At 65.7% G+C, this 22,878-nt stretch carries 21 protein-coding genes; 18 read left to right on the top strand and 3 right to left on the bottom strand.

What is annotated here, in order from left to right; all coding sequences use genetic code 11:
• Nucleotides 1-25 precede the first annotated feature (25 nt).
• Nucleotides 26-904: a phytanoyl-CoA dioxygenase family protein gene (locus FQK05_RS22065; protein WP_158971013.1), complete on the bottom strand. Its 879-nt coding sequence runs from the start codon at nucleotides 902-904 to the stop codon at nucleotides 26-28.
• A 274-nt stretch (nucleotides 905-1,178) separates the two neighbouring features.
• Between FQK05_RS22065 and dnaN the strand changes: the two genes are divergently transcribed.
• The 6 genes from dnaN to FQK05_RS22035 all read left to right on the top strand — a co-directional run bounded on the left by dnaN (nucleotide 1,179) and on the right by FQK05_RS22035 (nucleotide 8,143).
• Complete coding sequence (dnaN, locus tag FQK05_RS22060; RefSeq protein WP_158971011.1) at nucleotides 1,179-2,297, top strand: DNA polymerase III subunit beta; 1,119 nt, start codon at nucleotides 1,179-1,181, stop codon at nucleotides 2,295-2,297.
• 76 nt (nucleotides 2,298-2,373) lie between these two features.
• A complete protein-coding gene (recF, locus tag FQK05_RS22055) occupies nucleotides 2,374-3,471 on the top strand; it encodes a DNA replication/repair protein RecF (RefSeq protein ID WP_233270632.1) in 1,098 nt (365 codons plus the stop codon).
• Complete coding sequence (locus FQK05_RS22050) at nucleotides 3,468-4,016, top strand: DUF1697 domain-containing protein (protein WP_158971007.1); 549 nt, start codon at nucleotides 3,468-3,470, stop codon at nucleotides 4,014-4,016. Before recF ends, FQK05_RS22050 begins: the two co-directional genes overlap by 4 nt.
• Nucleotides 4,013-4,633, top strand: a complete 621-nt coding sequence (locus FQK05_RS22045) for a LysE family translocator (RefSeq protein ID WP_158971005.1) — start codon at nucleotides 4,013-4,015, stop codon at nucleotides 4,631-4,633. The genes FQK05_RS22050 and FQK05_RS22045 overlap by 4 nt, the downstream gene beginning before the upstream one ends.
• Before the next feature lie 78 nt (nucleotides 4,634-4,711).
• The gene (gene gyrB / locus FQK05_RS22040; RefSeq protein WP_158971003.1) at nucleotides 4,712-7,129 is read left to right on the top strand and encodes a DNA topoisomerase (ATP-hydrolyzing) subunit B; all 2,418 of its coding nucleotides are present in this window, start codon (nucleotides 4,712-4,714) and stop codon (nucleotides 7,127-7,129) included.
• Between the two features lie 159 nt (nucleotides 7,130-7,288).
• Nucleotides 7,289-8,143, top strand: a complete 855-nt coding sequence (locus tag FQK05_RS22035; RefSeq protein ID WP_158971001.1) for a hypothetical protein — start codon at nucleotides 7,289-7,291, stop codon at nucleotides 8,141-8,143.
• A 1-nt stretch (nucleotide 8,144) separates the two neighbouring features.
• On the opposite strand, the gene FQK05_RS22030 is transcribed toward FQK05_RS22035, so the two are convergent.
• Entirely contained in the window at nucleotides 8,145-9,107 is a 963-nt protein-coding gene (locus FQK05_RS22030; RefSeq protein WP_158970999.1) for an NAD(P)H-dependent flavin oxidoreductase, read from the bottom strand.
• A gap of 90 nt (nucleotides 9,108-9,197) precedes the next feature.
• Entirely contained in the window at nucleotides 9,198-10,088 is an 891-nt protein-coding gene (locus FQK05_RS22025) for a LysR substrate-binding domain-containing protein (protein WP_158970997.1), read from the bottom strand.
• A 275-nt stretch (nucleotides 10,089-10,363) separates the two neighbouring features.
• On the opposite strand from FQK05_RS22025, the gene FQK05_RS22020 reads away from it, so the two are divergent.
• From FQK05_RS22020 to FQK05_RS21965, 12 genes are all read left to right on the top strand, one after another.
• Nucleotides 10,364-10,906, top strand: coding sequence for a nuclear transport factor 2 family protein (locus tag FQK05_RS22020; protein WP_158970995.1), 543 nt, complete (start codon nucleotides 10,364-10,366; stop codon nucleotides 10,904-10,906).
• Nucleotides 10,907-11,414: 508 nt separating this feature from the next.
• Nucleotides 11,415-12,464 (top strand): TRAP transporter substrate-binding protein, encoded by a 1,050-nt coding sequence (locus FQK05_RS22015; RefSeq protein WP_158970993.1) that lies wholly within the window; start codon nucleotides 11,415-11,417, stop codon nucleotides 12,462-12,464.
• A gap of 63 nt (nucleotides 12,465-12,527) precedes the next feature.
• Nucleotides 12,528-13,115, top strand: coding sequence for a TRAP transporter small permease (locus FQK05_RS22010; RefSeq protein WP_158970991.1), 588 nt, complete (start codon nucleotides 12,528-12,530; stop codon nucleotides 13,113-13,115).
• Nucleotides 13,112-14,611: a TRAP transporter large permease gene (locus FQK05_RS22005; protein ID WP_158970989.1), complete on the top strand. Its 1,500-nt coding sequence runs from the start codon at nucleotides 13,112-13,114 to the stop codon at nucleotides 14,609-14,611. Before FQK05_RS22010 ends, FQK05_RS22005 begins: the two co-directional genes overlap by 4 nt.
• Before the next feature lie 274 nt (nucleotides 14,612-14,885).
• The gene (locus FQK05_RS22000; RefSeq protein WP_158970987.1) at nucleotides 14,886-15,344 is read left to right on the top strand and encodes an enoyl-CoA hydratase-related protein; all 459 of its coding nucleotides are present in this window, start codon (nucleotides 14,886-14,888) and stop codon (nucleotides 15,342-15,344) included.
• Entirely contained in the window at nucleotides 15,341-15,841 is a 501-nt protein-coding gene (locus FQK05_RS21995) for a MarR family winged helix-turn-helix transcriptional regulator (protein WP_158970985.1), read from the top strand. Before FQK05_RS22000 ends, FQK05_RS21995 begins: the two co-directional genes overlap by 4 nt.
• Entirely contained in the window at nucleotides 15,831-17,642 is a 1,812-nt protein-coding gene (locus tag FQK05_RS21990; RefSeq protein WP_158970983.1) for a feruloyl-CoA synthase, read from the top strand. The genes FQK05_RS21995 and FQK05_RS21990 overlap by 11 nt, the downstream gene beginning before the upstream one ends.
• A gap of 204 nt (nucleotides 17,643-17,846) precedes the next feature.
• Nucleotides 17,847-19,385 carry a benzoate-CoA ligase family protein gene (locus FQK05_RS21985; RefSeq protein ID WP_158970981.1) on the top strand — a complete coding sequence of 513 codons (1,539 nt, stop codon included), beginning with the start codon at nucleotides 17,847-17,849 and terminating at the stop codon, nucleotides 19,383-19,385.
• A gap of 4 nt (nucleotides 19,386-19,389) precedes the next feature.
• The gene (locus FQK05_RS21980; protein ID WP_158970979.1) at nucleotides 19,390-20,214 is read left to right on the top strand and encodes an alpha/beta fold hydrolase; all 825 of its coding nucleotides are present in this window, start codon (nucleotides 19,390-19,392) and stop codon (nucleotides 20,212-20,214) included.
• The gene (locus FQK05_RS26270) at nucleotides 20,201-20,653 is read left to right on the top strand and encodes a DUF309 domain-containing protein (protein WP_233270631.1); all 453 of its coding nucleotides are present in this window, start codon (nucleotides 20,201-20,203) and stop codon (nucleotides 20,651-20,653) included. The genes FQK05_RS21980 and FQK05_RS26270 overlap by 14 nt, the downstream gene beginning before the upstream one ends.
• Nucleotides 20,654-20,797: 144 nt before the next feature.
• Entirely contained in the window at nucleotides 20,798-22,459 is a 1,662-nt protein-coding gene (gene boxC / locus FQK05_RS21970) for a 2,3-epoxybenzoyl-CoA dihydrolase (protein ID WP_158970977.1), read from the top strand.
• A 112-nt stretch (nucleotides 22,460-22,571) separates the two neighbouring features.
• Nucleotides 22,572-22,856, top strand: a complete 285-nt coding sequence (locus tag FQK05_RS21965) for a hypothetical protein (protein WP_158970975.1) — start codon at nucleotides 22,572-22,574, stop codon at nucleotides 22,854-22,856.
• Nucleotides 22,857-22,878: the final 22 nt, after the last annotated feature.

Below are 22,878 nucleotides of genomic sequence, written 5' to 3'. Positions count from 1 at the left end.
GTTTTCTCATGCCCCGTGACCGGGATCAGGCGTACCAGCGGTCCTCGACATAGTGGGGGTCGGGGTTGTCGTGGAGCTTTTCGTACTTGCAGAGGACCGGCGTGTCGCCAATGGGCGTCGAGACGCCGTCGCGGAAGGCCCATTCGCCGCGGTCGGTGTTGGCGGCATTGACATAGCTGGAGATCGCGAAGGCGCGGTCTTGTCGCGACATGTTGGGGAGCGAGCCGTGGACGGTCATCAGGCTCCAGATCGCGATGTCGCCGGGATCCTGTTCCAGCCAGACGATGCTGTCCGGGTCGATGCCGGCCACGCGGAGTTCGTCTTTGGCCGTGAGGCCCTTCATGATCTGGCCGTCGCCGTCATCGGAGAGGCCCAGATAGGCGGACCTGTGGGAGCCGGGGACGACCTGGAGGCAGCCGTTTTCACGTGTCGAGGGATCGATGGCGAGGCCGGTGTTGACCGTGGAGGCGACGATGTCGACGTAGGAATTCCGCGAGTCGCGGAAGCGGATGTCCTGGTGGAAGCGGTAGCCGGTCAGGCCAGCGCCGGGCGGTTTCCAGTGGATCTGCTGCGCCACCTGGCGGATGTCGCGGCCGAGGATGGGTTCCAGCAGGGTGAAGTAGTCGTCCGAGCGGCGAAGCTTTTCGAAATGGTCGGACATCCAGCTTATCCAGTAGGCCTGGATCACGTAGCGGGCGCCGAAATCGGCCTCGGGCAGGATCTCGAAACAGAGATTGCCGTGGCGCCAGGTGTGGTGGTGTTTCAGGGCCTCGGCATAAATCCGGTCGGTTTCGGCCTTGAGCGCGATCAGTGCGTCGCCGTCGATGAACTGGCGGAGGACGGCATAGCCTTCCTCGCGGTACTGCTCGGCGGCCTGCCTCGCGGCGGTCCTGGTCACGGGCATCGGGGGTCCTCCTGAGCTGGTGTCCTGCCTTGGACGGAAGCATGACAGGGAAGGGGTGGTGCATCAATCGCACACCGTCCGGCCGGGTGGCCTGCCGTGCGGGCGAAATCGCCGGAGGGGCCTTGAAAGACCTTGTGTCGGGGCCGCAACGCGGTAGGGTGCGGGTCCCTGCGCCCGGGGTCCTTTCCGGCCTTGGGCGGGGTGCGGAATCCGGTCCCGGGGGGCCGGGCAGTGGCCCCGGACCCAGAGGCCCGAAACCAGAGGACCGAAGGACATGAAGTTCAGTATCGAGCGCGCAGCCCTTCTGAAAGCCGTGAGCCAGGCACAGTCGGTTGTCGAGCGGCGCAACACGATCCCGATCCTGGCAAATGTCCTGATCGAGGCCGAGGGCGCGCAGGTGCAGTTCCGCGCGACCGACCTGGACATCGAGGTCGTGGACAAGGCGCCGGCCATGGTCGAGCGCGCGGGTGCGACGACGGTTGCCGCCACGACTTTGCACGAGATCGTACGCAAGCTGCCCGATGGCGCGATGGTGGTCCTGACCGCCGACAGCGCCGCCGGCCGGCTGACGGTCGAGGCGGGGCGGTCGAATTTCTCGCTGGCGACGCTGCCGCGCGAGGATTTCCCGGTCATGGCGACCTCGGATTACGATGTGAGTTTCTCGGCCCCTGCGGCGGTGCTGCGGCGGCTGTTCGACAAGTCGAAATTCGCCGTGTCGACGGAAGAGACGCGGTATTACCTGAACGGCGTCTACATGCATGTGGCCGATGCAGATGGCGGCAAGGTGCTGCGCTGCGTGGCGACCGACGGGCACCGGCTGGCGCGGATCGATGCGGATCTGCCGGCGGGCGCGTCGGGCATGCCGGGCGTGATCGTGCCGCGCAAGACCGTGGGCGAGCTGCGCAAGCTTCTGGACGATGACGAGGCCGAGATCGCGGTGTCCGTGTCGGAGACCAAGGTGCGCTTTGCCACGCCGGCGATCACGCTGACGTCCAAGGTGATCGACGGGACCTTCCCGGATTATTCGCGGGTCATCCCGATGGGCAACACGCGGCGGCTGGAAGTGGACGCGACCGAGTTCGCGAAGGCCGTCGACCGGGTGTCGACCGTGTCGTCCGAACGGTCCCGTGCCGTGAAGCTGCAGCTGGGCGAGGATCGGCTGGTGCTGTCGGTCAATGCGCCCGACAGCGGCGCCGCCGAGGAAGAGTTGGCCGTGGCCTATGGCGACGAGAGCCTGGAGATCGGGTTCAACGCGAAGTACCTGCTGGAGATCGCGAGCCAGGTGGACCGCGAGAACGCGGTGTTCCTGTTCAACTCGTCCGGCGATCCGACGCTGATGCGCGAGGGCAATGACCAGAGCGCGGTCTATGTCGTCATGCCGATGCGCGTCTAGCGCGCGTCGCTTGTGAGTATTTAGAAAGAGAAGAAGGGGAGGGCGCCGTGCCCTTCCTTTTTTCGTGGAGGGATCGGTGCTGGAGCGGGTGCGACTTGCGCAGTTCCGCTCGCACCGGCGGGCGGCGCTGGAGCTGGACGGGCGTCCGGTTGCCATCTGGGGCCCGAACGGCGCCGGCAAGACCAATATCCTGGAAGCGGTGTCGCTGTTTTCACCGGGGCGGGGCCTGCGGCGGGCGAAGGCCGAGGAGATCGCGCGGCGGCCGGCATCCGTGGGCTGGGCAGTCGGCGGCCTTGTCGCGGGGGGCGGGCCGGTCCACGAGATCGAGATGCGGGCCGAGGGCGGCGGATCGCGCCAGGTGAAGATCGACGGCAAGGCCGCGGCGCAGCTGGCACTGGGGCGGATCCTGCGGGTCCTGTGGCTGGTGCCGGCGATGGACCGGCTGTGGATCGAGGCGGCCGAGGGGCGCCGGCGGTTCCTGGACCGGATCGCGCTGAGCTTCGAGCCCGAACATGGCGAGGCGGCGCTGGTCTACGAGAAGGCGATGCGCGAACGGAACCGGCTGCTGCGCGACCAGGTGCGCGATCCCCACTGGTATCGGGCGCTGGAGGCGCAGATGGCCGAGGCGGGCATGGCGCTGGAGCGCGGGCGCACCGCCGCACTGGCAGAGATCGGGGCGGCGCAGGCGGCGGCGGAAACGGCGTTTCCTGTGGCGGATCTGACGATGGAATATCCCGAAGGCGCGGCGCCCGGATCGGTCGGGGACCTGCTGGCGGCGCTGGCCGAAAGCCGGGGGCGGGACCTGGCGGCGGGCCGGTCGCTGGTGGGCCCGCACCGGGCGGACCTGGGCGCGGTCTATGCCGTGAAGGGCGTGGCTGCGCGGGACTGTTCGACCGGAGAGCAGAAGGCGCTTCTGGTGTCGCTGATCCTGGCCAATGCGCGGGCCCTGGCGGCGCGGATGGGGACGCCGCCGATCCTGCTTCTGGACGAGGTATCGGCGCATCTGGACGCGGGCCGGCGTGCGGCGCTTTATGACGAGATCTGTGCCCTGGGGGCGCAGGCCTGGATGACCGGAACGGGGCCGGAGCTGTTCGAGGATCTGGGATCCCGGGCGCAGCGCTTCGAGGTCAGCGAGGCCGAAGGCGAAAGCAAGGTGGAAGAGGTGGTGACATGACGGCTCAGGTGATTTTGCTGCGGGGCATCAATGTGGGCGGGCACGGCAAGCTGACGATGGCCGATCTGAAAGCGCATCTGGCGGCATTGGGGGCCGAACGGGTCGAAACCCATATCCAGAGCGGCAATGCCGTGGTGTCGCCGCCCGTGGACCCGGAGGCGCTGGCCGACCGGATCGAGGCGGCGCAGGGGTTCCGGCCCCATGTCGCGGCCATCGCGGCCGGGGATTGGGACGCGCGGATGGCGCGCAATCCCTTTGCCGACCGGATGACGGAGGCCGATCCGCAAAGCCTGCACGTCTTCTTCCTGGACGGACGGGTGGCGGATGACGGCACCGACCGGCCGATCCTGGCGCGCTTCGTGGTGCTTGCGGACCGGGACGAGGAATTCGGCAGCACGCCCGGCGCCTTGTGGCTGTGGGCACCTTCCGGCATCGGCCGCTCGAAACTGGCCGCGGCGATGGAGACGCTGGCGGGCAAGCCCGTGACCGCGCGGAACTGGCGGACGGTCCAGGCGATTTCCGGGATGCTGGAGCGACTGCGATGACGGCCACGCCCTGGCAATTCGTGCTTTATGCCGGCGGGCTTCTGGCGCTGTTCATGACGCCGGGGCCGGTGTGGCTGGCGATCATCGCCCGGACCACGGCCGGTGGTTTTAAGGCCGGATGGCCCATCGCGCTGGGGGTTGCCGTCGGCGACGCCCTGTGGCCGCTACTGGCGAGCCTCGGCATGGCCTGGGTCGTATCCGAGGTGGAAGTGGCGGCCGATATCCTGCGCTGGTCCGCCTGCGTGGTCTTCCTGTGGATGGGCGTGAACACGATCCGCCATGCCCGCGACCGGGTCGAGGCGAAGGAGGGGCTGGGCCGCGGCGGAGTCTGGTCGGGATTCCTGGCCGGGGTTGCCGTGATCCTGTCGAACCCGAAGGCGATCCTGTTCTACATGGTGATCCTGCCGGGCTTCTTCGACATGACCGCGGTAGGGCCCGTCGACATCACCCTGATCGTGATCCTGTCGATGCTGATCCCGATGGTCGGCAACATCTTCTTTGCCCTGATGGTCGACCGACTGCGGGTGCGGTTCAACACGCCGGAGCGCATGCGCAGGATGAACCTGGCGGCCGGCAGCCTGCTGATCGTGGTTGGCGCGATCTTGCCCTTTACCTGAAGCGATTTCCGGCGCCGGGACCGTGACAATCCCGCGCAGGATTCGTATAAGGTGACAAAATTACGAAGGATGATCCGGATGTCCGACGCGAAGTCGTCCCCCGAAGAATACGGTGCCGATTCCATCAAGGTTCTCAAGGGCTTGGAAGCGGTTCGCAAGCGGCCGGGGATGTATATCGGCGATACCGACGACGGGTCGGGCCTGCACCACATGGTCTACGAGGTCGTCGACAACGGCATCGATGAGGCGCTGGCCGGTCATGCCGACTATGTCGAGGTGAAAATCCACGCCGACAGCTCGGTTTCCGTGCGCGACAACGGGCGCGGGATTCCGGTCGGTATCCACGAGGAAGAGGGCGTTTCCGCGGCCGAGGTCATCATGACCCAGCTGCACGCCGGGGGCAAATTCGACCAGAATTCCTACAAGGTGTCGGGCGGTCTGCACGGCGTGGGCGTTTCGGTGGTGAACGCGCTGTCCGTCTGGCTGGAGCTGCGGGTCTGGCGCGACGGGAAGGAGCATGTCGCCCGTTTCGAACATGGCGACACGGTGGAACATCTGAGGGTCGTGGGGCCGTCCGACGGCCAGACCGGGACCGAGGTGCGGTTCCTGGCCTCGACCGGCACGTTTTCCAACCTGGACTATTCGTTCGAGACGCTGGAACGGCGCCTGCGGGAACTGGCCTTCCTGAATTCGGGCGTGCGGATCCTGCTGGTGGACGAACGCCCGGCAGAGCCGCAGCGCGCCGAACTGCATTACGAAGGCGGAGTACGGGAATTCGTCCGTTACCTCGACCGGTCGAAGACGGGGCTGCTGCCGGAGCCGATCTTCATGGAAGGCGAACGCGACGGCATCGGGGTCGAGGTCGCGATGTGGTGGAACGACACCTATCACGAAAACGTCCTGCCCTTCACCAACAACATTCCCCAGCGGGACGGCGGCACGCATATGGCGGGCTTCCGCGGGGCGCTGACCCGGACGCTGACGCGCTATGCCCAGGACAGCGGGATCGCGCGGAGGGAAAAGATCAACTTCACCGGCGACGATGCCCGCGAAGGCCTGACCTGCGTCCTGTCGGTCAAGGTGCCGGATCCGAAGTTTTCCAGCCAGACCAAGGACAAGCTGGTGTCGTCCGAAGTGCGGCCGGCGGTCGAAAGCCTGGTGAACGAGAAGCTGGGCCAATGGTTCGAGGAGCATCCGAACGAGGCCAAGTCGATCGTCGGCAAGATCGTCGAGGCGGCGCTGGCACGCGAAGCCGCGCGCAAGGCGCGCGAGCTGACGCGGCGCAAGACGGCGATGGACGTGAACTTCCTGGCCGGCAAGCTGAAGGACTGTTCCGAAAAGGACGCGTCGAAGACCGAACTTTTCCTGGTCGAGGGTGACAGCGCGGGCGGATCGGCCCAGACCGGCCGGCACCGGGGCACGCAGGCGGTGCTGCCGCTTCGCGGCAAGATCCTGAACGTGGAACGGGCGCGGTTCGACCGGATGCTGGGCAGCCAGGAGATCGGCAACCTGGTCATGGCGCTGGGCACCGGCATCGGGCGGGACGAATTCGACATCTCGAAACTGCGCTATCACAAGATCATCATCATGACCGACGCCGATGTCGACGGCGCCCACATCCGGACCCTGCTTCTGACCTTCTTCTACCGGCAGATGCCGGAACTGATCGAAGGCGGTTATCTCTATATCGCGCAGCCGCCCTTGTACAAAGTCGCACGCGGCAAGTCCGAGGTCTATCTGAAGGACCAGGCCGCGCTGGACGATTACCTGATCGAACAGGGGATCGAAGGCGCCGTGCTAAGGCTTGGCGCAGGCGAGGAAATCGTCGGTGCCGATCTGGCCCGCGTGGTGACCGAGGCGCGGCAGATGAAGCGCGTGCTGGAAGCCTTCCCGACGCACTACCCAAAGCACATTCTCGAACAGGCGGCGATTGCGGGGGCCTTCGTGCCCGGCGCGGTGGATGCCGACCTGCAGGGTGTGGCCGACGACGTGGCCAAGCGGCTGGACCTGATCGCGCTGGAATACGAACGCGGCTGGATGGGGCGGATCACCCAGGATCACGGCATTCGCCTGGCCCGGATCCTGCGTGGCGTGGAAGAAGTGCGGACACTGGATGGTCCGATGCTGCGGTCGGGCGAGGCGCGCAAGACCGGCAGTTTCACCAAGTCGCTGCAGGACACCTATGGTACGCCCGCGACGCTGGTCCGCAAGGACCGGGCACAGGTCGTCTATGGTCCGCTGGACCTGCTGAAGGCGATCCTGGACGAAGGCGAAAAGGGCCTGTCGCTGCAGCGTTATAAGGGCCTGGGCGAAATGAACCCGGGCCAGCTGTGGGAAACGACGCTGGACCCCGAAGCGCGCACCCTGCTGCAGGTCCGGATCGAGGACATGGCCGAGGCCGACGACCTTTTCACCAAGCTGATGGGCGATGTGGTCGAACCGCGGCGCGAGTTCATCCAGAAGAACGCGCTGAGCGTCGAAAACCTGGACTTCTGATCCGGGTTTCGGGGCGGCGTCCTTTGGGGCCGCCCCTTCGATCACGGATCTGTTATCGAAAAGCTTGAAAAGGGCGCGCCGTCGGCTACCGTGCGCCTGCCTGACCGGCGCGTATTGTTGGATCCGGGCGTGTTCAGACATTTCGAAAGAGTGAATTCCATGAAGGTTTTCCGACCGGCCCTTGCGGCCGCTCTGCTGTCGCAGGCGCTTGTTCTTCCGGCCGCGGCAGACACCGCCACCTACAGCCAGTTCGGCGACTGGACCGTGACCCGCATCAGCACCGACACCGTGCCCATCGCCTGCGAGGCAATGGCGATCACCGGGATGGAGGAAGGTCTCTACTTCCGTCACGACCCCGCCACCACCGCCATCGGCTTTTCCAGCTGGGGGGCGGCCGCGTCGCCCTTTCCGATCGATGTCGAAATGTGGTTCGACAACGACCGTGCCGGCGGACAGGTCTATGCGATGCAGCCGGTGGACGACCACAACGAATTCACCTGGCGCGCGCTGGTCCTGACGAATGACGAACCCGCGGGCGAAATCGACGGGTTCGCCAATGCGAACATGATCCACTTCGCCTATGACAGCGGGCAGGGGCCGCACCAGGTTTCCTTTCCGCTGAAGGGCACCAACCGGGCGACGAAGGATACCTTCAGCTGCGTCCAGGACGTGACGGTCGAAGCGGCGCCGCAACCGGCCGCCGCCGCGCCGTCGGTGCTTCATGGCAGTTGCAAGCTGATCGTGAACGGGCGGACCTATGTCGACATGGCCGTCGGTTGCCCGATCTGGCTGGCCAATGACGGGACGGGCAGTTTCTGGATCAACACCGACCGGAACTCCTATCTGGGCCAGTACTTTGCCGAAATCGCGCCGGACGGCACCGGCTCCGCCTCCGGCTGGTGGAACGCCGAAGCCGGCGCCACCCACGCACAGGCGCCGCTGGGCGAGGGCTTCCGCATGGGGGCGGGCGGCTGCTGGTCGAACGCCACCGCCACCGTCTGCGCCGCGCGCTGATCTAAAGTGTCGAGGCAGCGCCGCGCAGAAGTGACGCGGCCTCGGCACTGGTGCGTTCCACGATCTCTGCCGCGGTGGGCAGGTCGCGGATCAGGTCCAGCGCCTCTCCCGCGATCAGGACGCGGGTGCCGTAATCCTCCTCGTCCGAGGCGTCATAGGCGGCCTGTGCTTCCGGCGCGCGCGCCTGCAGGTCGGGGTCGTCGTGCCACTGGTTCAGAAAGCGGTTCCGGACAACCCGGCCGGTAAAGTGCCAGGGCCAGCCGGCGTCGCGGGCCACGTCGAAGACCTTGGACCGGATCGTGTCGTCGCCGCCCAGGCCCAGCATCCGGTCCTTGGCGGATTGCGGTCCGCTGGCTTCCTGGCAGGCCCAGAACCGCGTGCCCATCAGCACGCCGTCGCCCCCCAGCATCATGACCGCTGCCAGTCCGCGCCCGTCGGCGATGCCGCCGGCGCCCAGGATGATCTGTTCCTTGCCTGCCAAGTCCCTGATTGTTGGAAGAAGTGACATTAGTCCGCGGGACATGCCGTGCCCGCCCGCTTCCTGCCCCTGGGCTACGATGACGTCGGCGTGGGCTGCAAGGGCCTGTTTCGCCTGTGCAAGCGTCTGCACCTGCCAGATCACAGGGATCCCTTTCGCCTGCGCCGCCTCGACCAGCGGTTCGGCATCGCCGAAGGACACCATCAGCGCCTTCGGGTTGGCGTTCAGTGCGATCTCGACCGTTTCGGGATGTTCCAGCGCCGACCAGGTGATGAAGCCCACGCCGACGGGCCGGTTCCCGGCCTGCGCCAGCGCTTGGGCCAGCCATGGCCCATCGGCATAGCCGCCGCCGATCAGACCCAGCCCCCCGGCCTCGGACACGGCAGCGGCAAGGGCTCCGCCGGAAATCTTGTCCATCGGCGCCAGCGCGATGGGGTGATCCAGGCCGAAACGTTCGGTGAAGCGGGTGGTCAGGCAGGTGGGCATGGCAGGCCTCGCTCGGGTTGCGACAGTCACACGATAGTGCGGGGCTCCCATCCTGAAAAACGAATTGATCAGAAGGCTACGTTCTCGATTTCAGATGCTATCGGCTTGCAGATCTTCGTACAAACCGGACTCTGAGGCGCGAAGAAGATGTACAAAACGGTCGATTTGCACGTTCGGCCCGATGTCGCGCCAGATCGCGTGGGTGGGGATGAAGCGGTCGGGATCGTCCAGCGGATGCAGCCGCAGCCGGCCGTCATGGGCGCCGCCGCCCACCGCCGAACGCGGCAGCAGCGTGATGCCCACGCCCGCGGCGACGCAGCCCAGGATCCCGTCGAGCGTCCCCATCTCCATGATATTGTTGGGCGCAAGCCCGGTCCGCCGCAACCAGTCCAGCGCATAGCTGCGATAGGAACAGCCGGCGCGGAATACGATTACCGGGGCCCGCGCGGCGGCGGGGGGCGCGGTCAATGCAGGCTCTGTCACCAGCACCATTTCCTCGTCGAAGACCGGGGTGCAGGTCAGCGCCTCCTGCCGGTAGGGACCGCCGACCAGGGCGATATCTATCTGGCCGTCCAGCACTTTTTCCGCAAGCTCCTCGGTCGGGGCGGCGGTGATGTGCAGCTTCACGCCCGGATATCGCCGCCGGAACGCGGCCAGCCGCGCGGGCAAGGGGCCCGCCAGCGTCGATTCCATCGAGCCGATCCGCAACAGGCCGGATTCGTCGGCAAAACCGGCCATGGCGGCGCTGGCGTCGCGTTCAGCCCGCAAGACCGCGCGGGCATGATCGCGCAGCACGATCCCGGCCGAGGTCAGTGTCATCCCCGTCCGCGAGCGGATGAAAAGCACCACGCCCAGTTCATCTTCCAGCGCCTTGATCCGCGAGGTGACATTGGACTGGACACAGTTCAACTGGCGCGCGGCTTCGACCGCGGTGCCCAAGTCGGCAACCAGAAGGAAGGTCTTCAGCCCCCTGATTTCCATGAAAACCCCCTGCATCTGTCGGCATCGTCGTGCCGGGTCGGACCGCGCGACGGCGGGACGGGGCGCGACTCGGCCACTGTTGCCGAAGGCCGCTGATCCGGCCGGCCCGACAATTGTGGCATGGCCTTGCCGATGGCGTCACCCTCTGAAATCGCACGAAAAAAGGAAACCCCCGTGAACGGTGGCGACACGACGGTGCGGATGCTGCCCTGCGGCGTTGACAGCACCCGGGGTCGGCTGCTCCATGGCCGCGCTGGCGCAACGGAGGTTTCGCGATGGCGGTTGTCGAACTGCACATGCCCGAAGGGCTGACCGATGACGACAGGGTCCGGATGGGAGAGGCAGTGACCCGCGCGGTCCAGCTGATCCTGCCCGTTTCCTCGGTGACGGTGATGTCACATGACTATGCCGCGTCGGGGTTCATGCGCGACGGCGTGTTGCGGCAATCGCCGCCCGCCCTGCCGGATCCCGAAGCGCTGGTGAGGTCCTACCTGGACGTGCTGGTCCGGGACGATCTGGATCTTGTCCGTTCGTACTTGGCCGAGGGTTTCACCCTGCGCCTGCCTGGACGGACCGCGACGACCGATCTCGCGCATTATCAAAAGGCGGTGACCCGCGGCTGCCGGCATGTGAAGCGGAAGGTGACTGCCATCGACGTGGTGCCGGCGGGGGCCGAGGTGGTCGTCTATGCGACCGGCACCATGGAAGGCGTGCGCGAGGACGGGACCCCCTTTGCCGGTTATGCTTGGGTGGACCGTCTGCTGCTGAAGGGCGGGCGCATCCTGCGGCACGAGATCTGGGACGATCTGGGTGCCTGATGCATCAAGCCGGTTGATGATCACTGTCGTTGACGGAATTAGTTATAACCTATACTCATTTCCCAACGGCAGTCGGCAGGGAGGAGTCCGGCGATGGTTTCACGTGATCTATGCCTGACGCTGCGACCGTGCTCTGCGGCCGGGATGTCCTGACGCGATGGCGTGTGCGCTGCGCATTCGGTTGGGCGATGACGCTACGCCGAAGGCACCGTTTCACGACTCGATTCTCCGACGTATGGTCGCCGTGTTGCATCGCGCAATGAATTCCTGTGCGCGCTGGCCCGTGCCTGGCCGTGCCGCCGGCCGGAACGGCCAGGCGCCGTTCGGGCCATGACGAAGGACCCGAGGGTCCGGTCGGTCGGCCCGGGCAACCCGCCCTCGAACCGCCGCAGGGGCGGCGCCGGGGCACCGGAGCGGGACCTTCCCGCATCGGCCGAGCGCAAGATAGTGCGGCGACACGAGAAGTGATAAACAAGTTAAAGACTACAGGGAGTCAGAGGAGGAGACCATGACCCAACGTAGAACGTTCCTGGGGATTGCCGGGGGAGCGATGCTGGCCACGCTGGGCGCATTGCCGGCGGCCGCTCAGGAAGTGACGCTGAAGCTGCACCAGTTCCTGCCGGCACAAGCCAATGTGCCGAAGCTGGTCCTGGAAAAGTGGGCCGAGGATGTCGAAGCCAATTCCGACGGCCGGATCCAGGTGGACATGTACCCGTCGATGCAGCTGGGCGGCACGCCGCCGCAGTTGATGGACCAGGCCATCGATGGCGTGGCCGACGTTGTCTGGACCGTGGTGGGCTATACGCCCGGCCGCTATCCGACGACCGAAGTGTTCGAACTGCCCTTCATCATGACCAATGCCCGCGCCGTGTCGCGCGCGTTCTGGGAGATGTTCGAAGAGCATATGGAGGACGACGAGTTCAAGGATCTGAAGATCCTGGGCACCTGGGTGCACGGGCCGGGCATGATCCACACGGCCGACCCGGTGGAAAAGCCGTCCGACCTGGAAGGCATGAAGATCCGCGGCGGTGGCCGGTCGGTCAACAACCTGCTGACCAAGCTGGGCGCGACCCCGGTGGGCATGCCGGTGCCGGCAGTGTCGGAAGGCCTGTCCAAGGGCGTGATCGACGGGACCACCATCCCGTGGGAAGTCACGACCTCGCTCAAGGTGCCGGAACTGGTGGAAAACCACACCGAATTCACGGGCAACGGGCTTTATACGCTGACCTTCGTCCTGGCGATGAACAAGGAAAAGTACGAAAGCCTGCCGGATGACCTGAAAGCGGCCATCGACGACGCGTCGGGCATGGAGTTCTCGGTCTTTGCCGGCGGCACCCAGGCGGATGCGGACGGCCCGGCCCGTCAGATCGCGGTCGATCTTGGCAACAACATCATCACGATCGACGAGGCCGGCACCCAGGAATGGCGTGCCCTGTCCCAGCCGATCTACGACGAATGGGTTGCCGACATGAACGCCCGCGGCAAGGACGGTCAGGCGCTTCTGGACGAAGCCCAGGCGCTGATCGCCAAATACACCGATCAATACGCAAACCAATAAACCGGAACAGGCGCGCCGCGGCGGAACAATGCCGCGGCGCGTCGCCTGCAGGGGGCAAAATCCGTGTACAAGGCGATGTTGGGGCTGGCCCGTACGATGGCCGTCCTTGGCGGTCTCATGCTGGCCGCGCTGATCCTTCTGACCTGCGTGTCCATCATCGGACGGCAGCTGAACGGCTTCTTTCACTGGGACCTGATCCGGTCGATCGCACCCGGCTTTTCCGCCTGGGCGCTGGGCACCGGCGTGGGGCCCGTCAACGGCGATTTCGAGATCGTGGAATCGGGGATGGCCTTCGCCATCTTCGCCTTCCTCCCTTTCTGCCAGATCACCGCCGGCCATGCCTCGGTCGATATCCTGGTGAACTTCTTCCCGGTCTGGGTGAACCGCATCCTGCGGGCCGTGGTCGAGGTGATCTTTGCCGCGGTCCTGGTCCTGATCGCGCGGCAGCTTTACGAAGGCATGCTGTCCAAGATCGGCAACGGCGAGACGACGCTGCTGCTGCAATACCCGGTCTGGTGGGCCTATGCCGCCAGCTTCGTGGCCTCGGTCGCGGCGGCGATCGTGGGCGTCTACATGGCCTGCATCCGGGTCCTTGAGGCCGTGACCGGCCGGATCCGCATCTGGGACGGCACCGAGGAGGCCCCGCAATGACCGCGCTTGAAATCGGGATCCTGTCCTTCCCGGTCCTGATGATCCTGATCTTCCTTCGGATGCCCATCGGGCTCGCCATGTTCGTCGTGGGTCTGGGCGGCCTGGTCTGGGTGACCGGCGGCACCACCGTGGCGCTGGCCAAGCTGAAGAACGAGACCTTTTCGACCTTTTCCAGCTATTCTTTGTCGATCGTGCCGATGTTCCTGCTGATGGGCCATTTCGCGACGCTGGGGGGCATGTCGTCGGCGCTGTTCAAGGCGGCCGAAGGCTTCCTGGGGCATCGCAAGGGCGGGGTGGCCATGGCCGCCATCGGCGCCTGCGCCGGTTTTGGCGCGATCTGCGGGTCGTCGCTGGCCACGGCGGCCACGATGGGCCGCGTCGCGATGCCCGAACTGCGCAAGTACGGCTATTCCGGCGGTTTTTCGACCGCGACGCTGGCCGCGGGCGGCACGCTGGGGATCCTGATCCCGCCGTCGGTGGTGCTGGTGATCTACGCGATCCTGACCGAACAGAACATCGCCAAGCTGTTCCTGGCCGCCTTCATTCCCGGCATCCTGGCGGCGCTGGGCTATGTCGTGGTGATCTCGATCTATGTCCGGCTCTATCCTGACCGGGCCGGTATCCGCGAGCGGATGCCCTGGCCCGCGCGGATGGTCGCGCTGTCGAAGGTGTGGCCGGTGCTGCTGGTCTTCGGTCTGGTCGTGGGCGGCATCTATGCCGGCTGGTTCACGCCGACCGAAGGCGCGGCCGTGGGCGCCGCCGGCACCGGGCTGATCGCCTGGCTGAACGGCGGGCTGACCCGGGTGACTCTGGTGGAAAGCTTTGCCGTGACGGCCCGGTCCTCGGCGATGATCTTCTTCATCGTGCTGGGCGCGGGGTTCTACAACGGCTTCCTGGCGCTGACGCAGGTCCCGCAGGAGTTGTCGAACTTCGTGGTCAGCCAGGGCTATTCCCCATGGCTGGTGCTGACGCTGATCCTGATCTTCTACCTGGTCTTCGGCTGCCTGATGGACAGCCTGTCTATGATCCTGCTGACGATCCCGATCTTCTTCCCGGTGATCTCGTCCATGGATTTCGGCCTGACCTCGCTGGCGGACCTGCAGGCGGGCATGGCGCTGGACGTGCTGAAGCATGGCATTCCGGACGGGGTGGGCGCGGACATGATCGCATCGATCAAGGCGAGTATCGCCGACGGGGTGGAGCTGACGCGCGAACAGATGAAGGCGCTGGACATCCGCATGACCCGCGGCATGGCCAACCGGATCGAATCGGAATATGTCGCGATCTGGTTCGGGATCCTGGTGCTGATCGTGGTCGAGGTTGGGCTGATCACGCCGCCGGTAGGGATGAACCTCTTCATCATCAACGCGATGGACCGCAAGACGCAGATGGCGGACACCTACAAGGCGGTGATCTTCTTCGTCGGCTCCGACCTGATCCGGGTCGCGATCCTGACCGCCTTCCCGGTAATCACGCTGTTCCTGATCATGCACTAGCGCGGCGCCCGGGTGTCCATCCCGGGCCCGCGCCCGCGACGGGCCCACCCGCCCGCCCTCCGGCGGATCCCTGTCGGGATCCGTCTTGCCCGCCGCGGGCGCGATCCCTTGCGTGCGTGTCGGCAATGACCTGTCCGCCAGCTGGGCCACTCGCGTTTTGCTTGTGCGACTCGGGGCTGCGGATCTAATGATAGATACAAACGATATCTAAGTGAGTGCCGGAGAACCGGCCCGGTCCGGAATACGGGCCACGAGAGAGGGGGGAGGACTGCCTATGGCGAATTCGCGCCATGAGGGGGCGTTTACGCGTATCGAGGTCGACGGGCGCATTGCCACGGTGGCCATGGATCGTCCCGACAAGCGCAACGCGATGTCCGATGGCCTTCTGGCCGAACTGGACGGGTTCTTTTCCGATATCCCGACGGGCGTGCGCTGCATCATCCTGACAGGCACCGACGGGCATTTCTGTGCGGGGCTGGACCCGTCGGAACACAAGGCGCGCGACGCCGAAGGCGAGGGGCTGACGCTGGCGCGCAAGCTGGCGGCGGACGTCGCCGATAACGCGACCCTGTCGAACTACGTCATGATCCACGCCATCGCCCGGATCGGGGACATGGCCCGGTCCGATGGACTTTTCACCGAAAGCCTGTGCGCGGCGCTGACCCAGACCAGTCCCGACGCGACCGAGGGGCTGGCCGCTTTGCTGGAAAAGCGCCCGCCGGTGTTCCTATGAACGCCCCGGACAAGGCGATCGAAGGGGCGGAAACTGCGCCCGATGCCACGCTGCGCCAGTTCTCGGGCTACGTGATGAAGCGTGCCGTCGCGGTCGTGCGCAACGACATCAATGCGGCCCTGACACCGCTGGGTCTGCGGATGTTCAGCTTTTCGGCGCTTGTGGTGATCGTCGACAATCCGGGCCTGCGGCAGGCACAGCTGGCCGATGCGCTGGCGGTGGAACGGCCGAACGTGGTGTCGGTGCTGGACGACCTGCAGTCCCGCGGGCTGGTCCGGCGGGGCCGGGCGCCGGGCGACAAACGTGCCTATGCGCTGGAGGCAACGGAGGCCGGGCAGGACCTATGCCGGCAGGCCCTGCAGGTCGTGACGGAGCACGAGGCACGGGTGACGCATGGCCTGGACGAAGGGCAGCGTCTGGCCCTGATCCGCGCGCTTTCGATCATGGAGCAGACTGGGCGGGCGCCCGCCGGCCGGGAGGACGACGATGAAAGCTGAAGCCTTTGCACGCAGTCACGTGCTGCGCGAGGACCGGGCCGATGGCAGCATCGTCCTGAGCTCCGGCCTTGCGCTGTCGACAGCCGTCGACACGACGGACCAGTGGCTGAAACGCTGGGCGGCAGAGCGCCCAGATACGGTGTTCCTGGCCGAACGCTCTGGTCCCGGCTGGTACGAGGTGACCTATGCGGAAGCCCTGGCACAGGCCCGGGTCATCGCCGCGGCGCTGCTGGACCGGGGGATGGGGCCTGCGACACCGATCCTGATCATCTCGGGCAACAGCGTGGCGCACGGGATCCTGTCGATGGCGGCGCATTGGGTCGGCATCCCGACCGTGCCGGTGGCGGAACAATACGCCCTGATCCCCGATGCCCACGGGCAACTGCGCTACATCACCGACCTGATCCAGCCCCGGATGATCTTTGCCGAGGACGGCGCACAATATGCCGGCGCGCTGGCGATGGAGGATTTTGCCGGCCGCGACATCGTCGTGGCGCGCAATCCGTCGGCCGGGCAGGGCACACTGGACGATCTGCTGAGGGGCGGCCGTTCCGACGTCGACGGGGCGGCGGACAAGGTCGGGCCGGACTCGGTGGTGAAGATCCTGATGACCTCGGGGTCCACCTCGAACCCGAAGGGGGTGATGACGACCCACCGGATGATGTGCGTGAACCAGGCCATGTACACGGACACGCTGCTGTTCCTGCAGCGCCGCCCGCCGCGGATCGTCGACTGGCTGCCTTGGAACCACGTCTTCGGCGGCTCGTCGAACTTCAACCAGATGCTGGCGCTGGGCGGGTCGCTCTACATCGACGGGGGCAAGCCCACGCCCGCGCTGTTCGGCCAGTCGATCGAGAACAACACGATCATGAACGGCACCGTCGCCTATAACGTGCCGGTCGGTTTCAAGCTGCTGCGGGACGAGATGCGGACGAATGCCGCCCTGCGGGAAAGCTATTTCCGCGACCTCGATATGATCTTCTATGCCGGGGCCTCGCTGCCCGGGGACGTCTGGAACGACCTGGTCGCCATGTCGGAGGAGGTACGCGGCGAACGCGTGCGCCTGACGACCTGCTGGGGCATGACCGAAACCGCACCGGCCTGCATCATCCTGTTGGAGGAAACGTCGGAACCCGGCGTGATCGGCGTGCCGATGCCGGGGACCGAGGCCAGGCTGGTCCCCGAGGAGGGCATCGACAACCGGTTTGAATTGCGGGTCCGGGGCCCCAATATCACGCCCGGCTACCTTCGGGACGAAAAGCGCACAGCCGAGTCTTTCGATGACGAAGGGTTTTTCTGCACCGGCGATGCGGTCGCGCTGGTCGATCCGGCCGATGCGAACCGGGGCCTGCGCTTCGACGGCCGCATCACCGAGGACTTCAAGCTGATGACCGGCGTCTGGGTCCGGGCCGGGAACCTGCGGCTGGACATGCTGGTATCGCTGGCGCCCCTGGCCGCGGATGTGGCCCTGACGGGCGAGGGTCGGACCGAGGTCGGCATCCTGATCGTCCCGCCGCCCGCGATGCTGGCCGACGGGCGCCTGAGCGACGACGGCAATGGTGCGGCCGTGGGAGAGGAAGTACTGGCTGCCCTGCGCGAGAAGCTGGAGAAGGCGGCCCAGCATGCCCATGGCGCGTCGAACCGTGTGACGCGGGCGATGTTCATGTCCCAGCCGCCGCTGATCGCCCAAGGCGAGATCACGGCCAAGGGCAACCTGAACTTCCGCAAGCTGCTGACCCGGCGCAAGGCGTTGCTCGACCGGCTGTACGACGACAATGACCCGGCGGTGATCCGCGTCTAATTTGCATTATATTGCAACATGCACGCAAGATGTTGCAATATTCTGCGCGAAGGTCATTATGGTGCGTGCAGGATTCGTGTTCGCGCGTCGGGGAGCGACGTCGTGGACACGGGCGCCGGGATGGGCCGCCTTCGGGCGGGCTCCGGCGGGGGAGCATTGCAAGGTCCGGCGCACCCGGGCCCAGCCCAGGGAGGAATGCGCGACATGTCCATGTCGGCGAATGCAGCAACCTATTTCGTGGATCGACACATGGCCGAAGGCCGGGGCGCCAAGACGGCCTTTCGCGAGGCCGGGGGCGACAAGCGGTCGATCACCTACGGCGAACTGGCCGAAGGGTCGGCCCGGGTTGCCACCGCGCTGGGCCGGGCCGGCATCCGGCGGGAAGAACGCGCGGCGATGCTGGTACTGGACCAGATCGAATTCCCCCTGTTGTTCTGGGGTGCGGTCAAGGCCGGTGTCGTGCCGATCCCGCTGAACACGCTTCTGGCCACCTCGGTCTATGACGTGATCCTGAAGGACAGCCGGGCCAGCATCCTCTTCGTGTCGGCCGAACTGTGGCCGGTGGTCGAGGAAGCCGCCCGCGCCGCAGCCGACCTGCGCCATATCGTGGTGATCGGCGGCAACACCCCCGAAGGCGCCGAAAGCTTTGCCGCCTTCATCGACGGGGCCGAACCGTCCGAGACGCTTTCCACCCATATCGACGACACCGCCTTCTGGCTTTATTCCTCTGGCTCCACCGGGCAGCCCAAGGGCGTGAAGCATGTCCATGGCAGCCTGAAGGCCACGTCCGACACCTATGGTGCGCAGGTCCTGGGGATCCAGGAAGACGACGTGATCTTCTCGGCCGCGAAGCTGTTCTTTGCCTACGGGCTGGGGAACGGCATGACCTTCCCGCTGTCGGCAGGGGCTACCTCGATCCTGTTCAACGGCCGCCCCACGCCGGGTTCCGTGTCCGAAGTGCTGGAGACCGAGAAACCCACCATCTTCTGCGGTGTTCCCACGCTCTATGCTGCGACGGTTCACCATTACGAACGCAATCCCAAGCCCGACGCACCGCTGCGCCGCTGCATTTCCGCAGGCGAGGCACTGCCCGAGGAAGTCGGCAAAAAATGGCAGCAGATCTGGGGTGTCGACATCCTGGACGGTGTCGGCTCGACCGAGATGCTGCACATCTTCCTGTCGAACGTGCCGGGCGATGTGGTCTATGGAACCTCGGGCAAGCCTGTGCCGGGATACGAGGTGCGGCTGGTCGACGAGGACGGCAACGACGTGGGCCCGGGCGGGATCGGCGAATTGCTGGTCCGCGGCGCTTCGGCCGCCGATGGATACTGGAACCGCCGGGACAAGAGCCGGACGACCTTCGAAGGCGAATGGACCCGGACAGGCGACAAGTACGAGATGACGCAGGACGAACGCTTCGTCTACTGCGGCCGGACCGACGACATGTTCAAGGTGTCCGGCATCTGGGTGTCCCCGTTCGAGGTCGAACAGGCCCTGATCGGGCACGAGGCGGTGCTGGAAGCCGCCGTCATCGCCGCCCGGGACGAAGAGGGGCTGGAAAAGCCCAAGGCAGTCATCGTCCTGAAAGACGGTGCCGCGCGCGAGGGGCTGGAGGCCGAGTTGAAGGACTTCGTCAAGAACCGCGTGGGCAAGTGGAAATATCCGCGCTGGATCCAGTTTGCCGATGATCTGCCGAAGACGGCCACCGGCAAGATCCAGCGCTTCAAGCTGAGGGACATGTAAGAACATGGCACTGGACTGGTCGGAAACCCCGAAGACGCCGCTGATCGTGGATGGCGTGACGCTGGAATATGCCTGTTTCGGCCCTGCGCCGGACAAGGCCTTGACCATCGTCCTGCTGCACGAAGGGCTGGGATCGACCGCGTTGTGGCGCGACTTTCCTGCGAAACTGGCGGCGCGGACGGGCTGTGGCGTCTTCGTCTATTCCCGGCAGGGCTATGGCCAGTCCGATCCGACTGCGCTGCCGAAACCCATCGACTTCATGACGCACGAGGCGGTGAACGTGCTGCCAAAAGTGCTGGACCAGGTGGGTTTCGACCGTGCCGTCCTTTTCGGCCATTCCGACGGGGCGACCATCGCGGCGCTTCACGCCGGCAATGTTCAGGACCACCGCATCCGCGGCCTGATCCTGATGGCGCCGCATTTCTTCACCGAAGACATGGGCCTGGCCGAGATCGAGAAGGCGAAGACCGCCTTCGAGACGACGGACATGAAGGCGCGGCTGGGCAAGTACCACAAGGATCCCGAAGGGGCCTTCCTGGGCTGGAACGGGGTCTGGCTGAACCCGGACTTCAAGAAATGGAACGTGGCGGATACCATCGACTATTTCCGCGTGCCGTGCCTGGCGATCCAGGGGCGCGACGACCAATACGGGACACTGGCCCAGATCGAGGTGATCGAGGAACGGTCCTATGCACCGGTCGAGATGCTGGTGATCGACGATTGCAAGCATGCACCCCAGTTCGAACAGCCCGAGGCGGTGCTGGCGGGCGTGGCGGAGTTCATCGACCATTTGGAACTGATCGAGGCAGCCGAGGTTGAAACGGCCTGACCTCAACTGGCGGCCGCCGCATGTCTATCTGCCGGGCCAGTCGGACCGGCACGACGCGGCGCTGTTTGCGCCCTTTCATGCCGAGATCCGGCCGGGTCTGACTTCAGCCGATCTGGCCGGCTGCCGGTCCTGGGCCCTGGGCTGGGACCTGATGGAGGCCGGATACGGCTGGGAAGCCCACGAGGTGCTGGAGCCGGTCTGGATGGCGTTGCCCGAAGGTTCCGACGAACGGGTTTTCGTGCAGGCGGTGATCCAGGGGGCGAATGCCACGCTGAAGGCGCGGATGGACCGGCCGAAGGCGGCGCTGCGGCTGTGCGGGATGTCCCGCGCGCTGGTCGACACGCTGGGTGGTCCGGGGAAGGTGATTCTTGGCCGGGACTCGCAGCGGTTGATCGACTGGCTGGACCGGGTCGAAGGTCAGCTTGAAGGTGAATTATGAATTATAGTGCAATATTTTGCATTGATTGGACGAGTTCAGCGGAAAATATGGACGAAAATTAGCATTATCGTGCATGTTTTCCTTTACCTGATGCAAAGGGATGCATAAAGTGCATCCAGAATGACGAGATTAGCGGAGCAAGGCATGGCCCAGCGTATCGACTTTCAGACCGACCCGTCCCGTTACCGGCACTGGCGGGTGGAGTACGACGGCGAGATCGCCAATCTCTACATGGATGTGGACGAGAATGGCGGCCTCTTCGATGGATATCAGCTGAAGCTGAACTCCTATGACCTGGGCGTCGACATCGAACTTGCCGATGTCGTCCAACGGATGCGGTTCGAGCACCCCGAGGTGAAGGTGGTGATCATGCAGTCCGGCAAAGAGAAGGTCTTCTGCTCGGGCGCGAATATCCGCATGCTGGCCGGCGCGGCCCATGCCCACAAGGTGAACTTCTGCAAGTTCACCAACGAGACGCGCAACACCTTCGAAGCCGCCGAGGCGGATTCGGGCCAGAAGTACATCTGTGCCGTGAAAGGCGCCTGCGCCGGCGGCGGTTACGAGCTGGCTCTGGCCTGCAACTACATCATGCTGACGGACGACAGCTCGTCCTCTGTCGCGCTGCCCGAGGTGCCGCTGCTGGCGGTTCTGCCGGGCACCGGCGGGCTGACCCGCGTCACCGACAAGCGCAAGGTGCGCCGCGACCGGGCCGACATCTTCTGCTCGATCGAGGAAGGTATCAAGGGCAAGCGCGCCCGCGACTGGAACCTGGTTGACGAGGTGATCCCGAACGCCAAGTTCGACGACACCGTGCAGGAACGCGCGAAGGAATTCGTCGCGGCCTCGGGCAAGGCTTCGGGTCTGAAGGGCGTCGAGCTGACGCCCATCGACCGGACCTTCGGCGACGACGGTTCCGTGACCTATTCGCTGGTCGAGGTGACCCTGGACCGCGATGCGGGCAAGGCCACGATCCTGATCAAGGGCCCGGACGGCGATGCGCCGGCCGACATGGCCGCGATGCAGGCGGAAGGGGCGTCGACCTACATGCTGCGCCTGGCGCGCGAGCTGGACGACGCGATCCTGCACCTGCGCCTGAACGAACGGCAGCTGGGCCTGATGGTCTTCACCACCCAAGGCGATCCGGAAAAGGTCCTGGCGCACGAGGCCGTGCTGCTGGCCGACAAGGACAACTGGCTGGCGAACGAGATCCTGGCCTACTGGAAGCGCGTGCTGAAGCGGGTCGACATGACTTCGCGCAGCCTGGTGGCGCTGGTCGAACATGGCTCGTGCTATGCCGGCGTGCTGGCGGAACTGCTTTGGTCGGTCGACCGCAGCTACATGATGGAAGGCGAGTTCGACGGCGACAATCGTCCGCTGGCGACGGTGACCCTGTCGGAAAGCAACTTCGGGACCTTCCCGATGTCGAACGACCTGACCCGCCTGCAGACCCGTTTCCTGGGCACGCCCGAGGACGTGGTGGCGCTGAAGGACAGGATCGGCGAGCCGATGGAGGCCGAAGCGGCCGACGAGGCCGGGCTGGTCACCATGATCCTGGACGACATCGACTGGGACGACGAGGTGCGGATCTTCCTGGAAGAACGCGCCAGCTTCTCGCCCGACGCGATGACGGGCATGGAAGCGAACCTGCGCTTTGCCGGCCCGGAAACGATGGAGACCCGTATCTTCGGCCGGCTGACCGCCTGGCAGAACTGGATCTTCCAGCGCCCGAACGCGGTGGGCGAGGACGGCGCGCTGCGTCGCTATGGCACCGGCAAGCGTGGCGACTACAACATGGAGCGTGTGTGACGCCCAGGCGTTGCGGTGCGTGGAAACCACGCACCCTACGCGGCGGCATCCGTAGGGTGCGCGGTCCCCGCGCACCATCGGGCAGACAGGACAGGGATCGGAAGGTTTCAGGATGAAGCTCTGGACCATCATCGCGGACCACAACGGGGCGAGCTTCGTCGCTCAATACCGGGCGCCGTCGATGTCCGAGGCCCTGAACACCTTCGCCACGACCCACCCGTCCGCCGAATTCTTCGACTTCACGGTGGACGAAGACTTCTTCGACGCCGTGCCCGTCCAGAAAACCCAGTCGGTCTGGTGCACCACCACATCGGACGTCAGCGGCGAGAACTCGGTGACGATCTACATCGTGGCCACCGCGCCCGACCTGGAAGACGACACGGCCACGGCCGCCTAAGGCAGAGATACCCAAGGGAGAT

The organism is Chachezhania sediminis, assembly GCF_009765275.1.
Taxonomy (GTDB): domain Bacteria; phylum Pseudomonadota; class Alphaproteobacteria; order Rhodobacterales; family Rhodobacteraceae; genus Chachezhania; species Chachezhania sediminis.
The sequence above is the reverse complement of the archived record's forward strand: the minus strand, read 5'-3'. Positions and strand labels throughout refer to the sequence as shown.